This window comes from Psychrobacter sp. TPE 89C (assembly GCF_055522395.1).
The window spans coordinates 73,443-94,345 of the sequence record NZ_JBVFXW010000003.1 but is presented as its reverse complement, the minus strand read 5'-3'; the positions used below and the strand labels follow the sequence as shown (position 1 = coordinate 94,345).

The following is a 20,903-nucleotide window of genomic DNA, read 5'->3' as shown; positions in this document are numbered from 1 at the left end:
ACTGGCATGCAAATATATACAAATAAAAATTTCTAAAAATAAGGATTATCATGCCGCAATCTAACACCAGCACATCTGCTCAAAAAGCTCCTTTGAATAGTGAGCTATATATGTCGATACTCATGACACCTGATATGGCAAATTTTATTGGGAATGTGCATGGTGGTGATTTGTTAAAGATGCTTGATCAGGTGGCTTATGCCTGTGCCAGTCGCTATAGCGGTAACTATGTAGTGACACTGTCTGTCGACCAGGTGATGTTTCGAGAGCCTATCTATGTGGGTGAACTGGTGACCTTTGCTGCCAGCGTCAACTATGTGGGCAATACGTCGATGGAGATTGGCATTCGTGTCGAAGCAGAAGACGTACGTGCTCGTACTGTTCGTCATACCAATAGTTGTTACTTTACGATGGTCGCTATCGATGATAAGGGTAAGCCAACAGCAGTGCCACCACTTGAGATTAAAAACAACCTGCAACAGTGCCGTGCTGATGCTGCGTTAGATCGTAAAAATTTGCGTATGCAAAGCTCGCATCGTCCAAGCTGTGAGTTAAAAGAGATGGTTGGTTAGTGAGCATGAGTATTAAAGTAATAGGAATATAGGTAGGGGGTTAATTTACTGTTCCTATGTTCCTATGTATGTATCTGATTATCGTAAAATGATTACCCTGAGTCGATTATCTCGTTGAGTATCAAATATCTATGTTTAACACGTTTGTATCGAGGCTACTATGAATCTGAAGCCGCCAAAAGCCAATTCGCAAGACACTCCTATCGCTCAACCAACAACACGAATCGCACGTGGTGTTGGTATGGATATAGTGGACTCTAATAATGCCACTAGTGAAGGTGAGCAACACTCTGGCTCATTGACGACAGTACTGATTGCTGTTGGGGCCAATCTTATCATTGCCATTGCAAAAACAGTCGCGGCAGTTATGACAGGTTCTGCTTCTATGATAGCGGAGTCCGCGCATTCTTGGGCAGATGCAGGCAACGGTACCTTGCTCATTGTCGCAGAAAAAAAGGCAGTCAAACCTGCGGATAGCAGCCATCCATTGGGTTACGGCAAGGAATCTTATGTCTGGTCGATGATTGCCGCCTTTGGTGTGTTTATGGCAGGCTCTATCGTCTCCATCTATACGGGTATCACCGAATGGAATGCGGCGGAGAGTGAGACCAACTATACCATCGGTTTTATTATATTAGCGGTCGCGTTTGTGCTCGAAGGTTTTTCGTTAGGGCAGGCTTATTTACAAAGTAAAAAACATGGTGAAGCAATTAATGTCAGTGCCATCGGTTATGTGATCAATACATCTAACCCAACGTTACGTGGTGTGTTCTTTGAGGACTTGGCCGCTGTCATTGGCTTGGCGGTTGCTGCTGCTTCGATGGGCATGCATGCTTATACTGGACAGCCATTTTGGGATGCATTAGGCTCTATTATCGTTGGCATATTGTTGGGCGCTGTAGCCATATTTTTGATTAGCCGTAACCGTGACTTTCTGGTTGGCTACAAAGTATCAGAGCAGATACATGGCTATGCGTTAAGTGAGTTACTGAGTCATGCAGATATTGATAGTGTCTCGTACTTACATCTAGAGTGGGTAGGACCCAAAAAAATATTTATGGTGGCGGCAGTAGACATCGCCGGTAATCAAAAAGAGAGAGAAATCGCTCATAAGTTTGAAGCTATCGAAAACCAATTTCGAAAAGACCCATTGTTTCAAGAAGTTATCTTGACACTATCCGTACCAGATGCAGATGTTTTGCTCTTGCCAGACAGTCCGCTAGAAACTTAATCCATACTCATAAAGCGATCACCATATGAAAACTATGCTAAAGAATACTGTATTTGCTGTCTCGTTGAGCATTAGCGCTGTTGGCTTAATGACCGTGCCTACTTTATCTGCACAAGCAGCTGTGCCAACGAACGAGTCTCTATTAAAACTCATCAAGGTCACTAAGGTCGTTGAGATGATGAATGACATGTCTAGTGACAGTGGCATCACAGATCAAGTGACGCAGTCGATGTTATCTTCGCTACCTATTAATAATTTGAGTACAGATCAGCGCCAACGTTTAGAAGGTATTGTCAGTAAATATAGTAAAGAGATGACAGACAATAGCGACAGGGACAGCGTGAATCAACAAGTTATCAAGGTTTATATGGAGACAGCGAAACAGCACTTTGACCAAGCAGAGGTTGATGCACAGATAGCATTTTATAGTAGTAAAGCAGGTCAAAGTATTATTGATAAACAGCCTGCTATGATGAAAGATTATATGTCAAAAGTGATGCCTATCGTTATGGAGTCTACGATGGAAAAGGTGCAAGATATTATGCCAAGAATGGCTGCAGATATTAAAGCCCTTAAACTTGAAGAGTAATGTAGAGCGTTATTAGCCTAGACTCATTCATTCCAAAAATCGTTCATATAAAAGTCTATAAGCATAAAAAAGGTCGCCAATTACGGCGACCTTTTTTATGTCTTAAACTTACGTCTCAAACGCTCAGTAAGTTATCTGCTTGTTACTTGCTAGGGTTACTTATTAAGGTTACTTACTAGGGGCATTCGCACCGATGAACCATGCATCTTTGTCAATGATACGACTGGCTTCTGTAAACAAATCAGCAGTATCTTCGTCACCTGCATCGCCAGCAGTAGCGATTGCTTTACGCAATGTTTCGGCTACTTTCTTGTAGCGGCTAGTCAACTCGCGGACATGTTGATCGACTTCAGTGATATCAGTTGGGTAATCGTCTAGGATAGACTCTTTTACCACACGACTGGCCAAACCGTTTGGCTGACCGCCCAAAATGACAATACGTTCGGCAATAGTATCTGACACTTCAAGGATACGGTCCGATGTATCATCTAATAACTGATGCACACCGATAAAGCCAGTACCTTGTAGATTCCAATGACACTGCTTACCATCTAGCGTTAAATCGATGACGTTGGCTAAATTTGCATTTAACAGCTCTACCATGTTTTTGGCTGTTTCGTCTGATATTCCACTTGCGTAACGTTCTCTCATATCTTACTCCATTATGTATTTTGTTTTATTGAATTAAATATTTAGCTTATTGTTATTTGATAGATTGTATCGGTACTGCTTGTTGATTCGTTATAAATAATAGCAGCTTAAATCGTTATTGGAACCCTCAAGCGTTAGGCTTTGTTAGGTGGTCGTGTAAGGAGTTTGTTAACCATGAAAAGCTTTGTAAATATAGCCAAAATCATGTGAGTTTTTTATAACTGTCTTAGATTTTTTGCCAAAACAGGCGTATACAATATCGGTCTTATGCACCCATATATAAGCTAGTACTGGTATCCACTAGCATTGTATTCAGCCCATGATTGTCCTTTAAAAACCGACACTCAGACCCCATATTGTTATAAACCTTACCTCATTATAAGAATTAGGAAGAAAGCCATTATGCGTATGCCTGAACCGCGTTCATCGCGTCAGTTAAATCAATTGGCCACTCAGCTCCAAGGCGAAGCTGAAATTAGTGGTGTCAATGCGTCAGGGACGCAAATATCAAGTCGTGCCTTTGAGATGGTCACGGATTTTGAGCCGGCAGGGGATCAGCCACAAGCAATTAAAAAGCTAGTCAACGGTATTAACTCGGGTATGGATGAGCAGTTGCTATTGGGTGTGACGGGTTCTGGTAAGACGTATACCATGGCGAAGGTCATCTCTGAGACACAGCGCCCAACCATTATCATGGCGCATAATAAAACCCTTGCTGCTCAGCTATATGGTGAATTTAAGTCATTCTTTCCTAACAATGCGGTTGAATACTTCGTCAGTTATTATGACTACTATCAGCCTGAAGCTTACGTGGCGGCGAGTGACACTTTTATCGAAAAAGACAGTGCCATTAACGATCACATCGATCAGATGCGTCTATCAGCCACGCGTGCTCTATTAGAGCGTCGTGATGCGATTATCGTGGCGTCAGTATCTTGTATATATGGCTTGGGGGATCCCGAAAGCTATCTAAAAATGCTATTGCATGTGGTCGTGGGTGACAACATAGATCGTACGGCGACGATTAAGCGCCTAGTTGAAATGCAGTATATGCGTAACGAGTTGGATTTTGGGCGTGGTACGTATCGCTTGCGTGGTGAGCTGCTAGATATCTATCCGGCTGAGTCTGAGCAGTTGGCCATACGTGTGCATTTATTTGACAATGAAGTGGAGAAAATCACTTGGTTCGATCCATTGACGGGCAAGACGGTACGTAGCGTGCCACGTATTACCATTTATCCAAAATCGCATTATGTGACGCCGCGTAATAAGCTAGAAGCTGCTAGCCATACCATTCGCGAAGAGTTAGAGCCACGACTGGAATATTTCCGTGAGAATAATAAGCTGATTGAAGCACAGCGTCTCAAAGAGCGTACCCAGTATGATCTTGAGATGATACAGCAACTCGGCTACTGTAACGGCATCGAAAACTATTCGCAGCATTTGTCTGGTCGTCCGTCAGGGGAAGCGCCGCCGACGTTGTTTGATTATATTCCAGAAGACGCACTGTTGTTCCTTGATGAGTCACACGTGACCGTCTCACAAATTGGCGCCATGTATAAAGGCGATAGATCACGTAAAGAGAACTTGGTCAATTACGGTTTCCGCCTACCAAGCGCAATGAACAACCGCCCGATGAAGTTTGAAGAGTGGGAGCGTATCAAGCCGAAAACCATTTATGTGAGTGCCACGCCAGCCTTATATGAGTTAGAGCACAGCGAGCAAGTCGTTGAGCAAGTCGTGCGCCCAACGGGTTTGATTGATCCAGAGATTGAGATACGTCCCGTATTGACGCAAGTTGATGATGTGCTATCAGAGATTACCAAACGCCGCGAAAAAGATGAGCGTGTATTGATTACCACGTTGACCAAGCGTATGTCAGAAGATTTGACCAGCTACCTAAAAGAATACGATGTCAAAGTCGCATATTTGCACTCTGATATCGATACTGTCGAGCGTATGCAAATCATTCACGAGTTGCGTACGGGCGTGCATGATGTACTGGTCGGTATCAATCTATTGCGTGAAGGTTTGGATATGCCTGAGGTGTCGTTGGTAGCGATATTTGATGCCGATAAAGAAGGGTTTTTGCGTTCTGAGCGTGCTTTGATTCAGACCATTGGACGCGCCGCGCGTCATATCAATGGTAAAGCTATTCTGTATGCAGATCGCATCACTAATAGTATGCAGAAGGCTATAGACGAGACGGACCGCCGCCGTGAAAAACAAGTGGCGTTTAACCTAGAGCATAACATCACGCCGAAGGGTGCGCGTCGTAGTATCACGGATAAAATTGATACGGGTGACGATCAGAATACCAATGACAATCAAGTTATTCCAATCAAGAGCAATCTGCCGGATGTCGATATCAGTATTTTGCGCAGCCCTGATTTGCTTGCCAAAGAAATCAGCCGTCTTGAAAAGCTCATGAAACAGATGTCTCGTGATTTGAAGTTTGAAGATGCAGCGAAGACGCGTGACAAAGTATTAGAGTTAAAAGCACATTTAATTTAAGGTGTGTTTTGGCTTTTGCTCAATAATATAAATGATGAGTTGCATATTCTGTGGCTCATTTTTTTATGCATCATTTGATATCAGAATCCTTGTAATAATAATCGATGCCACTTACCATATCAGCACTTATGCAAGTGAGTCTTTCCATCCATAAATCATATCATTCCAAATAATGAGAGCAGTGACTAACAGTCGTAAGAACTTTCAGTCGCAAGCATTTTGTCTAATAGACTTTGCGAGTCTAATACTGACACTGCGAATTCAATATTTGGTATGAGTATTAACTAGGCGTATTTATATTGTGCTTACCAATAATTTAATAGAATTAAACTCTAACGAAAACTCACTAGGTATGGCAAACTCTGCCAAGCAAGCCGTTATCGATTCTTTAAACTTCGGGTTTCGTTATCCGGACGAACAACGTGCTGCCCTTATCAGCCGAATTGCTGATATAAACGGCGTTACGGAAAACCAAATCTCTCTAGGCTGCGGCTCTAGCGAAAACATCCGTACGGTTGTACAGATGCTGAAAAACAAAGCCTTTAGGGAAGGCAAAAACTTTCAAATAGTCGTACCGCATCCAACGTTTGCCTATGCTGAATTATATGCGACTTCTATTAATGTGCCTGTGGTAAAAGTTCCGTTAACGCCTGAAAGCTATTCTCTTGATTTACAAAAAATACAAAAAGTGGCTGATGACTTTGACGGAATAAGCTTGTTTTATCTCTGCAATCCTAATAATCCTACTGCGACGATTACCGCAACCGATAAGCTGAAAGATTGGGTAGTGGCGGCACCAGACCATCATTACTTCTTATTGGATGAGGCCTATTCGGAATACGTCACTGACTCAAGCTTTGAAAGTGGTGTTACTTGGATAAAGAAGCAATACTCAGACAATATCGTCGTGGTGCGGACATTTTCGAAACTGTGTGCGCTCGCGGGCATGCGTGTCGGTTATGCAGTCGCTAGCCCTAAAATGGTTGCTAAACTAGAGTCATTTATATCAATTGATAATACCAACTTATCTGGTGCTGTGGCAGCGTTAGCGACATTAGATGATGAGAAGTTTTTGGCATTGAGCTTGCAAACTGCCAACCAGTCCCGTCAGCTAGTCGAGCAGACATTAGATGAGCTTGGTCTGCGTTACTTACCATCGCAGGCCAGCTTTATATTCCATGAAATAAAAGGTGACGTACAGACCTATATCGATAGAATGCGCGAGCATGGCATTGCCGTCGGTCGTGAGTTTGCGCCTATTACTGGTTTCAATCGCTTGACGCTTGGCAGACCTGATGAAATGGCAGTATTCGTCGAGGTACTCAAATCATTTCGTGAGAAAGGTTGGGTGTGATTTTCATTGGGTTAAGCGGTTAGTTTACATCTAGTTTTTACCAACCTTAAACGCAGTTTTACACATTACCCCTTAACAAACATCCGTCCTTCTAATAGGATAAGCAAACACAGTGTATAGCTGTTTTTGACTTATCAAGATCAAAAAATATCGAATAACAAGGACATAATTATAATGGACGTTAAAGCATTATTTAAAAAGGGCATAGAAAAACAGTTACTAGATGTAGATGACTATATATTTAAGCCTGAGCTAATAGAGATGACGGTTGAGGAAGGGGAATTGACCTGTGTGCTAAATAGCGATGGTAGTGTCAATATTTTTTATACTAAGGCAGGAATTACTGATGTCAGAGCCGCGGCTCGAAAGCATCCTTTTACTTCTTTTGCGACTGAGCTACATCATGGAATTTATGATGATGTCATCGACGATGTCGTAGGTAACGTAACTGATATTATAGACAGTCATTCTAAGTATTTCCGTCGCAGTAAAGTCTTGCCTCTTACGCCTGCATTAGGAGGCAGTGATGCCGTTATTACAGAGGCTGATAAATACTAGGTACTGGCTTTAACTGATTTTGATCATTCAATTGTTATTATGATTTATAACATTGATAAGAAAAGGGCTAGGTTATTGATGATAACCTAGCCCTTTTTTATTCGTCTACATATCGTTAATAAATGATTTATTTAACGAGACTGGTATAGCAGCTTTGTAGTGATTTAGCGACCACGTTAGCAACCAATTCAGTGCGATAGCTTGAGTCTATTGCTGCATTACCCAATTCAATCATGGTTACTTGTTGAGGGGCTTGCTCACTGACGCAGCCACAGACGTTGGTTTTAACAGTTTCTTGCTGCGCATCAGTCATCGCAACACTAGCAACGCGCCATGCATTTTGTTTTTCGATTTCGCTGCGGCATTGCGTATCAATGGCTGATGTAAATATATTCATACCAATACTACTTGCAGTCGTCATGGCTGTGCCAGCGCCCGTAGTCGTGCTAGTACCTGTTGATGTACAGCCAGCTAGAGCAAGAGTGGCAAGCATAGCGGTCGAAGCTAGAAGTTTTTTCACAGAGTTTTCCTTTAAGGTTTTATGATTTTTCAAGATTAATGTTTGATATGAATTAGGGAGTGTTGACTATTCAGCAATATCACTGACAGTATCTATCTGCGAATGTTCAACACGACTTAATGTTTGCTAGTCGGAATTAGTCTTCTCTTTAGCAAGTCGTATATTATCAGCAAAATACGTTAATAACACTATCAATGCTTACTTAAGGAAAATCAAGCCACTTTTTATGTTAATCCAGCCACGCATAAGGATGGTAATAAGCGTAGACTTTGTAACCAATATATCCAGTAATCATTAGTAAACTACCGACGACAAATTTGATTTTGGAATATAGTAAAAAATACTGATCTAAATAGATTTTAACTAGAGGTAAAATCTCATATGAATCGTAAGTTACTTATCTTATGTGTCTTAATTGCTTTGATACCTAGCCTGTTTTTTATAAGAAGCATATATGTAATGTCTGACCATCATATACAGCAATGTCATTGGAAAAGCTCTGGATCAAAAGTCATGGGAGATGCATTTAGTTTTGATAACTATATTCGGCTTGAAGGTAATGTAATTTACTTAGGTAAGCAACCAACAGCACAAATAATGCTTAGAAAGTATCGTCCATATGCTGATAACATCATTATAGTTAGCGATATAGATTATTCTGAGTTGGAGATATATTATGAAAAAGGCTGTTATTAAATAGCGAAATCAAACGCATATATGCGCTGCTAAGTTGACATAAAAAAACCAGCAAAGACAAATAGTCTAAGCTGGTTTTTGATACTACTTAATGATTAATTTTATACATTCTTGCCATGCTGCTTTTGCTGAATCTCTTTAGCTAATTTGTAGCATTCATTGATATGGTCATTAGCAATTTTTTTGAAAATCATATAACCCATGGTTGCTGCAACCATTTGACCACCCAATGGAATAAATTTTGTCACTTGCTTGGCAGCGATACGACCACCGAAGCCTTGTACTGTCTTTTTCACGATACCACGTGTCGCCATTAGACCTGCGAAATCAACAGTACGGTCTTTTAAAGCGCCCCAATGAACGGCTCGTGACTCTAAATCAACAGCTGACTGACGATCTTCAATTAAACCAAAGCGCTCACTGATATCAGGCAATAGCTGGGTAAGCATGCCAGCATCCACAGCGACATCAAAGAAAGGCACAGGAACGATGGCAACACCAGCAGAGTACTTAGCGCGTTTTTTGACCAGCTTTTGACATTCTTTTTTTGTTTGTTCGAGGTCTAAGCTAGGATCTATCGTATTTGGTAGTTTTTCAGCGTTTGGTGTGGTTTTCATAAAGGTTCCTTATAAGTAATTGAAGTAAGTAATTAAAACAAAGCACTCTAAAATATCGAATTATAGTTTTAATGAATAACAAGTATCTCAGTTGCTATCTATTTTATGGATTTATAAGAGGCATACAATCATTGCTTTGTAGCAAAATGCATAAAAATACAGTCACTATGCACCGTTTTTGTAAACTGGCTGTCTTATAAAGTATAAATATAGTCTAAGAATGACCTGTAATATATAGCTGCTTAAATAGGATTGATAGTAATGCAATAACAAGAGAAATGATAAACCGTTCCGCTCGAAATGACCATTGTGACCTTTTGCTAAAGCCAGTAGAATACACCCATGCTAAATTTAACCCCCCGTTATACTAGCACTCGCATCGACGAGTTGCCCACCGCGCTGCAGCCACTTGCTGCTCAATCATTAACGCTTGCCCACCTATATGCTGGTCGAGGTATCACTGAGCCCGATGAGCTTGAGACAGGACTATCAGGTCTACTGCCTGCAGAGATGCTACATGGCGTTACTGAGGCAGTGCGCTTGTTAGATATTGCCATTGATGATGGTCAACGTATCCTGATTGTGGGCGACTTTGACTGTGATGGCGCAACCAGTACCGCACTGATGATGCGCGCGCTCACAAAGATGGGCGCAGTCGTTGATTTTTTAGTACCTGATCGCTTTAAATACGGCTATGGTCTGACGCCAGAGATTGTCGAGTTGGGTATAGAGACTTATCGACCCGATATGATAGTGACGGTGGATAATGGTATATCAAGTCATGAGGGTGTGGCTCGTGCACAGGCCGATGGCATCACTGTCATTATCACTGACCATCATCTGACGACCAAACAGACGCCACCTGCTGAAGCTGTGGTCAATCCCAATCAGCTTGGTTGTGACTTTACCAGTAAGGCGCTGGTTGGGGTGGGCGTGGCATTCTATGTGCTGGGACGCTTAGCCAAGCTGCGCCGAGAGGCTGGCAAGTCCACCGTACAAGTCAGTCAATATTTGGATTTGGTGGCGCTTGGCACGATTGCTGATGTTGGAGTGTTAGACAAAAATAATCGTATCTTAGTACATCATGGGTTGAATGCTATTCGTCAGGGTCGCTGTTGCCTAGGTATCTTAGCGTTACTTGAGCAGGCAGGCCGTGACCCTAAGCAGTTGCATGCACAGGACTTTGGTTTTGTTCTAGGCCCACGTATCAATGCAGCTGGGCGTATGGACAATATGCGCATCGGTATTGAGTGCTTATTAACGGAAGACTGGAGTACGGCACAGAGATTGGCGCAAGAGCTTGAGCAGTTGAACCGTACCCGTCGTCAGGTAGAAGGTGAGATGCGGACGCAAGCAGATAATATTGTGGAAGCTTTGGCAGTGGAGACAGATAACGATATAGATGCAGCCAGTGATGTCATCATCCAAAGTAAGCCTGAGAAGAAAGCTGTTAATGGTGCTAAAAGAAGCATTGTGCTATATCAAGACGATTGGCATCAAGGCGTGATTGGTATTGTTGCGGGACGATTAAAAGAAAGTAATTATTTGCCTACCATTGTCTTCGCGCCAGCAGATACGGCTCGGACAGGTGACGAGGACGCTATAAAGGGCTCCGCACGGTCTATCGCTGGCGTGCATGTTCGTGATGCGATTGAGCAAGTAGCTGAGCGTTATCCTGAGTTGATTACTCACTTTGGTGGTCATGCGATGGCAGCAGGTTTAACGATTAAGCGTGGCAACTTTGATGGGTTTGTGACAGCTTTTGATGAAGTCATGGCAGAGATGAATGATGACGTTTTCGCTGAGCAGAAATTCACAGATGGGGCATTGCAGGCGAGTGACTTTAGCTTATGGTTTGCTGAGCACTTAGCGGATGCTAGTATTTGGGGTCATGGCTTTGCACCACCGATATTTGATGGAATATTCGAAGTGCTAAGTTTTAAGGTTTTAAAAGACAAGCATCTAAAACTGTCGTTGCGCTATCCGGATGTGCAATATCCAATTGAAGCGATTTACTTTAATTTCGATAGCGATGTATGGGATTACCGTGCCGAACAAGTACATTTATTATTTCAGCTAGACATCAACGAATGGAATGGCAAACAAAGCCTACAGCTGATGGTCAAAGACTTGGCACTGGTCGAAAAAACCTAAAACAATGAGCCTATCGAAAGCATTGCGTCTTAATACTTCCATTCCAGTGTTGGAAATTGCCAATCGTAGCGTATTGCCATCATGCGTAAGGTAAAAATCGTACTCATGGTGGCGATATCAGTAATCCAATCTGTCACGCCTAAATTGCGTAAGACAAAGTAAAGGATACCGCCAGTCAGGGCTGCAGTAATATAAATCTCTTGCTGTAGTACCAGTGGAATCTCATTGCAGATCATATCGCGGATGATACCGCCGACGATAATGGTAATAACCCCAAGTAACAATGCCACGGGTACATTCGTGCCCATGCTATCGGCAACCTTGATACCGATTAAGGTAAACGCTGCCAGTCCAATGGTATCTGAGAGTTTGAGAAACTTATCAACGCGTCTAGAGTTGGGATGAAAAAATATCTGCATCACGAGTGACGATATCGTAATAACCGTCAAGTAGCTCATGTCTACCATCCAAAATAATGGATGACGATCCAAAATCACATCACGGACCGTACCGCCGCCAATGGCAGTCACGATTGATACCAATAAGCAGCCAAAGACATCAAAGTTCTTGTGCTTGGCCAGTATCGTGCCTGAAACGCTGCAAGCGATGATGCCGATCATATCAAACACAAATATCAGCGAGCGTGGATCAAACGTAGTAATTAGTGCTTTAGGATCCACAGAGATGGCCAACATGAGCAAGTCTCACTAGTTTCTGATGATGATAAATCGATATGATGAGTGCTAAATCTATAGCCACTCTTACTTTAAGTGGCCAAGCGACTAAGCAGCTAGGCGACTAAGCGGATAGAAGGCAAGTGCCAATCAAACTTAAGCGCCAACATACGTACTGCAAAGATGATAAACAGCATGATAAACTCATTAATACCAGAGGACACGCCGAATTGTTGCAAAATCAAATAAGCCACAGAGCCTGCAATGCTAGCCGTGATATAAATCTCACGCTGCAGCACTAAGGGAATCTCATTACAGATAATATCACGGAGCATACCGCCAATCATGGCCGTCCATACACCCATCATAATAGCAATAATAGGCGACATATCTTGTGTCAACGCGATTTTGAAACCAATCACGCTAAAGGCAGCCAGCCCAATGGCATCGAACAGCTTTAATGCCTTATCAATCTTATGATATAGATGAAAGAATATTTGTAAAATGAGGGATGTCACGGTGATGACAATCACATAATTGAGGTCAGTCATCCAAAACAGCGGGTGACGGTCTAGCGCCATATCACGCAATGTACCACCGCCAATCGCATTGACCATCGCCACTAAGATACAGCCAGAAATATCGAAGCCTTTATGTTGAGCAAGCAACGTGCCTGCTATCGCGCAAGCAATCACGCCAACCATATCTAATAAATACAACAAAATATCAGGAAAAACTAAACTATGAGACATAATTATATTATCAAGTAGTGACCGTCAAAATAGATAGCTTGGGCTGGTTTTGAAGGTGTTTATATCAATGATGAGTATATAGTTAGTATGGTTTTAGATGGTGATTTAACCATCCTTCGCAAATAGGATAAGGCCTATTATAATCAGCCCGATACCTATCAATCCCATCGACGATGGCAGGCTGCTATTGAGTAATAACATACCACCAATCAATGCAAATATCACCTCGCTGGCCTGTGTGGAATCTACACCAGCGACTTCGCTTGAAGTAACGGCTTGCTCGCGCGCATACAGAAATATAGTCGTTGCCGCAACCCCCGCCAATAAAGCCACGAGTAGAGTATTGAAAATCTGCGACATGCTTGGTAATTCAGGGCGAACTATCATGCCTAAAACCAGCCAGAATGGCAAACTCCCGACAGTCATTAACCATACTTTATTAAATGCGTTTTTCAAGAGTGAAGTTTCAATAGCGGGGATTTTTGCAATTAAGCGTGGTAGTAAAGAGGGTGGTGAGTGAGCTGAGACAGTATCTGTCGTATGGGTGATATTAGTAGTATCAGCTGCATAGTGAGCATCAATTGCAGACAGAAAGGGGCGCTCAGAGTCTAATATCTGGTTAGTATTTTGAGCGGTGAGGGGCAGTTTAGTATTGTGATTTTTGGCATTATAAGACACTTGCCAAACTAGCTGATTACCAATAGGGTAACTAAAGGCAGCAATTAATGCAGGCAGAGCACCATAAAGCAGCATGTCGGCCATTGGTATAGCATTTACATCGGCCACCTCAGCTGCGTGTAATCCTTCGCTCACATTGACTAATACAACACCGATAAAAACCAGCAACGCATACGCAATGAATTTTTTATCAAAACGCTGTCCAAATGCTAGCAATACTAGCAGACTTGCCACTACCGTAAACATAAAGGTTGCTGCAACTACCCAACCTGAGACATGATCTGCCGCGTAGCATATGCCAGTATAGAATAGTCCGAAACCAACACTGCCCGTCACACACCAAAAGCCCCAGTGTTGACGGAAAATGGTCGCCAGCTTTCTAATACGTCCAAAGCCGTGCTGCATGACGATAATGGCAGTGAGAATCAACCACATAAAGACATAGCGTAGACTGGCTGACCAAAACCAATGACCACCAGCTGTACTCATCAGCTCGTTTAAAATAAACGTGGTGCTAAAAAATGCACCTGCCAACAAGCCCAATAAAATGAGTTTGACCATACCTACGCCTGTATCCTTGGCTTGTTACTTATATTAAATGTCCATATAGAGGATTGTTATTTGCCCTTGGCATCAGCCCAAATGATTTTGTGCAGTTGCAACTGAAAGCGTACGGGTAGCGCATCCACCAACATCCACTCTGCAAGCTCACGTGCTAGTACGGGTACTTCAGGACTAGGCAAGTTTTTACTAGTATCTTCACTGATGTCATCTGCGACGTTGAACATCGGAGAAAACCATACTGTACCGACTAACTCGTGTAGCTTATGCTTGGTTAACATAGCTTTTGCCCAGTCGTAATCGGTACGATTCATGATGACGAATTTTATTTGATCGTGCTGAGTGAGATAGTCGAGGTTAGACCATAGATTTTTATCGACTTCGCCTGAGCTTGGTGTTTTAAGATCCATCACTTTGCTGACAGCTGACGGTACATTCTCTACCGTGAGTGCCCCTGCAGTCTCAAGCGATATCTCATAGCCATCACTGAGCAACCGTTTCATCAGCTCGATGGCATTCGGCTGCGCTAATGGCTCTCCACCAGTCAAGCAGATGCGCTTGCATGGATAGCCTTTGATGGTCTCGATGATAGTTTCTAATGACTGACGCTCGCCACCTGTAAATGCATATTCGGTATCGCAATACACACAGCGCAGTGGACAGCCGGTTAGGCGCACAAATATCGTTGGCAAGCCTGAGGTGATGGCTTCGCCTTGCAAGGAATAAAAAATCTCTGTCAGACGTAACCCTGCTTCAGGATCAGTGACAGGGATGGCGGCGGTGCGTAATAGTGATTCACTCATAATATGTCAAATACAGTTAAAGATTGATAAGGCGATTAGGCATCTATCAATCGTAATAAAAAGGCGGGTTCTGATATGGGGATTTTGCGTTTGGATAAAGCCAAACTAAAGAAAAGGATTATAACGCACCACCCTCTATTAAGCTGCAAAAAAGACGCTGAAGTTTTCTTCAGCGTCTTTAATAAAGATGATCTGTCGCTGTCCGTACTGTTTGGGTACGAGACTATAAGTATCAGAAATACTAGGCTAAGCGTAATAGCTCATTGACTGATGTTTTTGCACGAGTTTGCGCATCTACTTTTTTCACGATGATAGCAGCATACAAGCTGTGAGTACCATCTTCTGACGGTAAGCTACCTGGTACGACAACTGAGCCAGCTGGTACACGGCCACGATGAATCTCGCCAGTTTCGCGATCATAGATGCGGGTAGATTGACCGATGAACACACCCATAGAGATGACAGAACCTTCTTCAACGATTACGCCTTCAACGATTTCAGAGCGTGCACCGATGAAGCAGTTGTCTTCGATGATGGTAGGGTTGGCTTGTAATGGTTCTAATACACCGCCGATGCCAACGCCGCCTGATAAATGCACGTTTTTACCGATTTGGGCACATGAACCAACTGTCGCCCACGTATCTACCATAGCGCCTTGATCGACATAAGCACCGATGTTGACATATGATGGCATCAATACAGCACCAGCTGCGATGAACGAGCCTTTACGAGCTACGGCTGGTGGTACCACACGTACGCCAGCTTCTTTAAACTGCGCTTCTGTCCAATCAGCAAATTTAGTCGGCACTTTGTCATAAAACTGCACATGCTCACCAGCTGCCTGAACGTAGTTATCGTTTAAGCGGAAAGACAGTAGTACCGCCTTTTTTGCCCATTGGTTGACGATCCATTCACCGTCTTTCTTTTCTGCAACACGTAGGCTACCGTTATCTAGTTGCTCAAGCACTTGCTCGACAGCATCACGTACGTCTTGTGGCATAGTGCTTGGGCTATATTCGTTACGGTTTTCAAAAGCTTGTTCGATGGTTTGTTGTAATGACATAAAAAATCCTAACGTTAGTTAAAGGTAATTAAAAAATAAATCGTACTTATAGTTAAATGTTTGCTTAGTTTTGGACTAAGATTTTACTTGCCGTATTGTCGCTAATTTAACAACTTTTAGCAAACGAGTTCACGGTGAACCTCGGCATTAAGCTTAATTATCCGACGTATTACTCTCAATCCACTCCAAGATATCTTGATAGACGATTTCATGATCTTTTTCGTGTAGTGGCTCATGGCGCATATTAGGGTAGAGTTGAATATCTACGTTACTAAAATTTTTCTTATTTAAGCGAGTAACGATTTTTCGGATACCGTGACCCATATCTCCAATGGGGTCATCTTCACCACTGATAAATAGCATCGGGAAGTTTTTAGCGATGGTTGTCGCCCAGTTTTTATTCAAGCCTGTTTCCATTAGAGAAAACAGCGTCATAAAGCCGTTATTGGTAAAGTCAAAGCCCGTCAATGGATCTGCTTCGTAGATTTCGATGGCGGCAGGGTCTTCAGTTAACCATGCAAATTCTGATGAAGAGATGCGATCTTCAAGCTTGCTATTAAGAACTTTATTCATCACCTTCGCAAACACAGGGTTTTGTTTTCTTGAGGCGACTTTTGCCAATATTTTATTGACGGGCAGTAGCACTTTAGTCAATGGGTTGGCGTCGGCTGTGCCCATTAAAATAGCACCAGCAAAGGTACCTGCATGATGCTTGAGGACGTTGCGAATAATGAACGAACCCATTGAATGACCTAAGACAAAATGCGGCACGTCAGGATGGCGATTTTTTAAGGTATCGGCCATGATAATCACGTCTTTCAACAATGATTGCACTGGATGCTCATCTCCAAAAAACCCTAAATCTGCTTCTGTTTTCACCGTTTTCCCATGACCCAAATGATCATAAGTTGCCACCGCGATGCCATGATCTGCCAAAAACTGTGCAAAGTCGCTATAGCGGCCACTGTGTTCCGCCATGCCATGTACAATCAATAAAGTGGCACTGATATCGACATCTTTATTACTGGGTTCAAAAAACTCATGGTGCAAATAGTGAGTATTGTCGGAGGAGAGAATATGGTCGTTACTGGTACTCATGTAGTATTCCTTGACGGGTTTTCATTATTTGTAATTTTGATGAATAAAATCTGATAAATAAAGAGACAGTGTATCTGAAGCATGCCAATAGTGACTATAAATGATATGCCAAAAAATCAAATAATTATAGGGCTTTAACGGGTTTGTTTTATTGAACGTGGATACATTTTACCTGCTTTTACTAGGTTAAGTGACCCACACAGACAGATTATTTTTAATGGTACAGTCGATCCTCTATAAAAGAGCGACAGCGTTAACCTCGCCTGAAGTATCACAGTTACATCTGCAATCGGCTGCCTTGACTCTCTTATAAACTGAATCAACTGGACAGCTAAGGGTAAGCAGGTGCTAGTAGGTAACATGCTTGCTTTAACATCATAAATATTATCGAGACTGAATAATCAAGTACCACTGTTTAATGTGCATGGTTTAAGCCATTGATGTTGTCATCGCACGTTTACAACAGACCATTCTCAAACCCGTTGCATTTCCATGTTATTTTTAAACAGAATGTCAAAGCCATGCTAATAACTTAAGCCATGCTTACCATTCAAAAATTATCGGAGGTTCTTTTTATATTGAACTGACTATACCACTGACTGATACGAAGTAGCCTATGACGAACCTGTCTAAAAAATATTACTACTAGCAGGAGCAGGTTATGCCCACATTGGGATGTTACTTGGTTGGCTCGGTATGGACATCATCGACTGATTTAGAAACGATAGATAATGGATGGGTCAGTCTACAAGGATGTTGGGTATGGTATCTCAAACAAAAAATTGATAGACGATTTGTAAAGTCCTATGACATGTAATGTTTATTTAAAAGCACAGTATGTCATCTATATATGGATGTGTAATCAACATGGTGAGTTGTGAGCGCTTATTCATAATAAGCTACCATTCATTAGAAAAAAGACAAAGTTAGGAATTTATAAATGAGGTAGTATGAATATGAAATAGTCATAAAAGCAATTGTTTACGTATCGGCATTGCTTTTTTATGTTCACGTTATTATTTTCTTTAGCTGTACAACTAAAAGGATTTTGTACCACTATGAAATCGACTATCGAATTGCTTGAGCATACGGACTTTCCTGCTATTAAACGTCAAACATTAACCATATTACAGGTCAACATGGGGTACTTGTGCAATATGTCGTGCGTGCATTGCCATGTGGCCGCCAGTCCTTATCGAACTGAGATGATGTCACGAGAATTGGTTGAGCTGATACCTAAGGTGCTACAAGCGCAGAATATTGACACGCTTGATCTGACGGGCGGTGCGCCTGAGATGCATGAGGACTTTAAGTATTTAGTAAAAGCAGCTCGTGCACTCGGCGTCACAGTAATAGATCGCTGCAATTTGACCATTCTCATGGAAGAGGGTTATGAGGACATGGCGCAGTTTTTAGCAGACAATCAGGTAGAAGTGGTGGCCTCATTGCCATGCTATTCACTAGAAAATGTAGATAAACAGCGTGGCAAAGGTGCATTTGATGACAGTATATTGGGATTGCAAAAGCTTAACAGCTTGGGCTATGGCAAGCCTGATTCAAGCCTGACACTGAATTTGGTCTTCAATCCACAAGGTGCGACGCTGCCACCCAATCAGCAGCAGCTTGAAGCCGACTATAAGCGGGAGCTAAAAGAGCATTTCGATATAGAGTTTAATCAACTTTTTGCACTGACTAATATGCCGATCCAGCGTTTTGGGGCAGTGCTATTGGCCAAAGATCAATTTCACCCCTATATGACACTGCTCAAAGACAACTATATCACTGCCAATTTAGCTGGGGTTATGTGCCGCTCAACCATTAGCGTCAATTGGCTGGGCGAACTATTTGACTGTGATTTTAATCAACAGTTAGAGATACCCGTACCCAATAAATCGCGTCGACATCTAAACGATCTGTTGACCCAAAACCCTTCTGGTGATGACATTGCTATTGCTGATCATTGTTATGGCTGCACCGCAGGACAGGGCAGTAGCTGCGGTGGCGCGTTAGAGGAAGAGGAGATAGATCACCCAGCAGAAGATACGATTATTTAATAATTCATCTCAAATTATCACACGTTGAAACTCAACAAAAATAAATAAAATTTTTTTGTCAGTAAATACTATTGAAGCAGACAAAAATTAAATAGCAAAACATCATCGATTCAAATGGAGCCAATCTTATGTCAGTATCTAACTTTTTAGTCAAAAACCTAGTGGTACAGCCCGTGATTGTGACAGCAATTCTATTATCCAGTGTTGCCGCTTATGCTGATTTTAACCATCAAAGCTGGGATAGTTTGCTTAACAAGCATGTCACCATGACCAACGGCGGTAAAGCTTCGGTCGTCAACTATGCTGGCATGAAAGCAGATAGTAGCAAGCTCACAAGCTATTTGGATGCCACGAGTAAGGTGTCTCAGTCTGAGTTTAATCGTTGGAACAAAAACGAGCAGTTGGCATTTTTAATCAATGTCTACAATGCGGGTACTGTCGATTTGGTATTGACTAAATATCCTAATATCAAATCTATCAAAGACATTGGTGGGACATTCGGCTCGCCATGGAAGCAAAAATTTATTCCATTATTGGGTAAGACCCGTTCACTAGATGAGATCGAGCACACCTTGATCCGTGGCTCTAAGCGCTACAATGATCCGCGCATTCACTTCGCGGTTAACTGTGCCAGTATTGGCTGCCCTGCATTACAAGATGATGCTTTCACTGGCAAAGGTTTGGACGGGCAATTAGAGCAAGCGACCTCGAAATTTTTGGCAGACAGTAGCCGCAATCGTCTAAAGGGCAGCACCTTGAGTGTATCGCCAATCTTCAAATGGTATAAAGAAGATTTTGCAACCAATTGGCGTAGTACAAACGATTTGGAAGGATTTTTGGGTCGTTACTCTTCATCATTGGGATTAAGCAAATCCCAAACCGCTGACTTGAAGCAAGGTAAAATAAAAATCAGTTATACCGATTACAATTGGAACTTAAATAAAAAGTAATGTAAGAAAGCATCCATCATCTATTATTAGAATTTGTCATAGACCATGATAGCTGTAGTTAATGGTCGCTTGTTTCATTATAAAGGTGGCTCTACTGAACACGTCCATCATCATTCCATTGCTCAATGAAGCGGACAATATGCCGCAGCTCATTGCTCATATTAACGCTCTACATCCACCGCCATCACAAGTGATAGTGGTGGATGGTGGCTCGGTGGATGATTCTGTTGGCATCGCTAGACGTTTATTAAACGATTTATCCAGTGTGGCACAGAGTGCTATAGATTGGCAGTTGATTGAATCCTTAGCAGGACGTGCTCGGCAGATGAATGCTGGTGCAAAGCAGGCGACAGAGGATGTTTTGCTATTTTTACATGCTGATACCGAGTTACCAGTTGATGCGATAGATAACATTCAGCAGGCAATGACACGGTTTGACTGGGGGCGTTTTGATGTGCGCTTAGGCAGCCGTGATCCGTTATTAAAAGTAGTGGGTGCAATGATCAATAAACGCTCACGCCTAGTGAGTATCGCAACAGGTGATCAAGCCATTTTTATCAAAAGGTCTTTGTTTGAGCGAGTGAATGGTTATGCTGATCAGCCGCTTATGGAAGACGTCGAGCTGTGCATTCGCCTAAAAAGCATTGCACCGCCTGCTTGTCTAAAAAGTAAAGTGACAACCTCAGCGCGGCGTTGGCAGCAACACGGCACGTGGCGCACGATTTTTTTGATGTGGCATTTGCGCTTTGATTATTGGCGCGGCGTATCCCCTGAAATATTAAGGCAGCGCTACTATCGTTGAGTCCAAATGACT

At 42.4% G+C, this 20,903-nt stretch carries 21 protein-coding genes; 12 read left to right on the top strand and 9 right to left on the bottom strand.

All coding sequences use genetic code 11. The features are described 5' to 3' along the window. Positions 1-50 precede the first annotated feature (50 nt). The 3 genes from ACZW67_RS02100 (at position 51) to ACZW67_RS02090 (ending at position 2,392) form a co-directional block, all read left to right on the top strand. Positions 51-572, top strand: coding sequence for an acyl-CoA thioesterase (locus ACZW67_RS02100; protein ID WP_465181972.1), 522 nt, complete (start codon positions 51-53; stop codon positions 570-572). A gap of 160 nt (positions 573-732) precedes the next feature. Beyond that, entirely contained in the window at positions 733-1,803 is a 1,071-nt protein-coding gene (locus tag ACZW67_RS02095; RefSeq protein WP_465181971.1) for a cation diffusion facilitator family transporter, read from the top strand. 25 nt (positions 1,804-1,828) lie between these two features. Beyond that, on the top strand, positions 1,829-2,392 hold the full coding sequence (locus tag ACZW67_RS02090) for a DUF2059 domain-containing protein (RefSeq protein WP_465181970.1): 564 nt from the start codon (positions 1,829-1,831) through the stop codon (positions 2,390-2,392). 168 nt (positions 2,393-2,560) lie between these two features. Here ACZW67_RS02090 and dps read toward each other — a convergent pair whose 3' ends face one another. After that, positions 2,561-3,043 (bottom strand): DNA starvation/stationary phase protection protein Dps, encoded by a 483-nt coding sequence (gene dps / locus ACZW67_RS02085; RefSeq protein WP_110922451.1) that lies wholly within the window; start codon positions 3,041-3,043, stop codon positions 2,561-2,563. A gap of 402 nt (positions 3,044-3,445) precedes the next feature. On the opposite strand from dps, the gene uvrB reads away from it, so the two are divergent. The 3 genes from uvrB to ACZW67_RS02070 all read left to right on the top strand — a co-directional run bounded on the left by uvrB (position 3,446) and on the right by ACZW67_RS02070 (position 7,469). Beyond that, complete coding sequence (gene uvrB / locus ACZW67_RS02080) at positions 3,446-5,557, top strand: excinuclease ABC subunit UvrB (RefSeq protein WP_465181969.1); 2,112 nt, start codon at positions 3,446-3,448, stop codon at positions 5,555-5,557. Positions 5,558-5,858: 301 nt separating this feature from the next. After that, complete coding sequence (locus tag ACZW67_RS02075) at positions 5,859-6,911, top strand: pyridoxal phosphate-dependent aminotransferase (protein ID WP_465181968.1); 1,053 nt, start codon at positions 5,859-5,861, stop codon at positions 6,909-6,911. 174 nt (positions 6,912-7,085) lie between these two features. Beyond that, positions 7,086-7,469 (top strand): hypothetical protein, encoded by a 384-nt coding sequence (locus tag ACZW67_RS02070; protein ID WP_465181967.1) that lies wholly within the window; start codon positions 7,086-7,088, stop codon positions 7,467-7,469. Between the two features lie 127 nt (positions 7,470-7,596). Here ACZW67_RS02070 and ACZW67_RS02065 read toward each other — a convergent pair whose 3' ends face one another. Further along, positions 7,597-7,989, bottom strand: coding sequence for a hypothetical protein (locus ACZW67_RS02065; RefSeq protein WP_465181966.1), 393 nt, complete (start codon positions 7,987-7,989; stop codon positions 7,597-7,599). A gap of 381 nt (positions 7,990-8,370) precedes the next feature. Here ACZW67_RS02065 and ACZW67_RS02060 point away from each other — a divergent pair, with 381 nt between their 5' ends. Continuing rightward, entirely contained in the window at positions 8,371-8,685 is a 315-nt protein-coding gene (locus tag ACZW67_RS02060; protein WP_465181965.1) for a hypothetical protein, read from the top strand. Between the two features lie 101 nt (positions 8,686-8,786). Here ACZW67_RS02060 and ACZW67_RS02055 read toward each other — a convergent pair whose 3' ends face one another. Further along, complete coding sequence (locus ACZW67_RS02055; RefSeq protein WP_110922458.1) at positions 8,787-9,302, bottom strand: hypothetical protein; 516 nt, start codon at positions 9,300-9,302, stop codon at positions 8,787-8,789. 342 nt (positions 9,303-9,644) lie between these two features. Between ACZW67_RS02055 and recJ the strand changes: the two genes are divergently transcribed. Continuing rightward, a complete protein-coding gene (gene recJ / locus ACZW67_RS02050) occupies positions 9,645-11,456 on the top strand; it encodes a single-stranded-DNA-specific exonuclease RecJ (RefSeq protein WP_465181964.1) in 1,812 nt (603 codons plus the stop codon). Positions 11,457-11,485: 29 nt separating this feature from the next. Here the strand turns inward: recJ and ACZW67_RS02045 are convergent, their stop codons facing one another. The 6 genes from ACZW67_RS02045 to ACZW67_RS02020 form a co-directional block, all read right to left on the bottom strand. Beyond that, the gene (locus ACZW67_RS02045; RefSeq protein ID WP_110922460.1) at positions 11,486-12,151 is read right to left on the bottom strand and encodes a trimeric intracellular cation channel family protein; all 666 of its coding nucleotides are present in this window, start codon (positions 12,149-12,151) and stop codon (positions 11,486-11,488) included. A gap of 95 nt (positions 12,152-12,246) precedes the next feature. Further along, positions 12,247-12,882, bottom strand: a complete 636-nt coding sequence (locus tag ACZW67_RS02040; RefSeq protein WP_197216437.1) for a trimeric intracellular cation channel family protein — start codon at positions 12,880-12,882, stop codon at positions 12,247-12,249. 105 nt (positions 12,883-12,987) lie between these two features. Continuing rightward, entirely contained in the window at positions 12,988-14,121 is a 1,134-nt protein-coding gene (locus ACZW67_RS02035; RefSeq protein ID WP_465181963.1) for a multidrug resistance efflux transporter family protein, read from the bottom strand. Positions 14,122-14,177: 56 nt separating this feature from the next. Continuing rightward, positions 14,178-14,924, bottom strand: coding sequence for a radical SAM protein (locus ACZW67_RS02030; RefSeq protein ID WP_465181962.1), 747 nt, complete (start codon positions 14,922-14,924; stop codon positions 14,178-14,180). Positions 14,925-15,165: 241 nt separating this feature from the next. Then, positions 15,166-15,987 (bottom strand): 2,3,4,5-tetrahydropyridine-2,6-dicarboxylate N-succinyltransferase, encoded by an 822-nt coding sequence (gene dapD, locus ACZW67_RS02025; protein WP_110922464.1) that lies wholly within the window; start codon positions 15,985-15,987, stop codon positions 15,166-15,168. 153 nt (positions 15,988-16,140) lie between these two features. Further along, positions 16,141-17,085 carry an alpha/beta fold hydrolase gene (locus ACZW67_RS02020; protein WP_201590338.1) on the bottom strand — a complete coding sequence of 315 codons (945 nt, stop codon included), beginning with the start codon at positions 17,083-17,085 and terminating at the stop codon, positions 16,141-16,143. 661 nt (positions 17,086-17,746) lie between these two features. Between ACZW67_RS02020 and ACZW67_RS02015 the strand changes: the two genes are divergently transcribed. The 4 genes from ACZW67_RS02015 to ACZW67_RS02000 all read left to right on the top strand — a co-directional run bounded on the left by ACZW67_RS02015 (position 17,747) and on the right by ACZW67_RS02000 (position 20,891). After that, positions 17,747-17,902 (top strand): hypothetical protein, encoded by a 156-nt coding sequence (locus tag ACZW67_RS02015; RefSeq protein ID WP_352258508.1) that lies wholly within the window; start codon positions 17,747-17,749, stop codon positions 17,900-17,902. 241 nt (positions 17,903-18,143) lie between these two features. Continuing rightward, entirely contained in the window at positions 18,144-19,139 is a 996-nt protein-coding gene (gene arsS, locus ACZW67_RS02010) for an arsenosugar biosynthesis radical SAM (seleno)protein ArsS (protein WP_465181961.1), read from the top strand. Positions 19,140-19,267: 128 nt separating this feature from the next. Continuing rightward, positions 19,268-20,089 carry a DUF547 domain-containing protein gene (locus ACZW67_RS02005; protein ID WP_465181960.1) on the top strand — a complete coding sequence of 274 codons (822 nt, stop codon included), beginning with the start codon at positions 19,268-19,270 and terminating at the stop codon, positions 20,087-20,089. Between the two features lie 61 nt (positions 20,090-20,150). Then, a complete protein-coding gene (locus ACZW67_RS02000; RefSeq protein WP_465181959.1) occupies positions 20,151-20,891 on the top strand; it encodes a TIGR04283 family arsenosugar biosynthesis glycosyltransferase in 741 nt (246 codons plus the stop codon). The last annotated feature ends 12 nt before the right edge of the window (positions 20,892-20,903 follow it).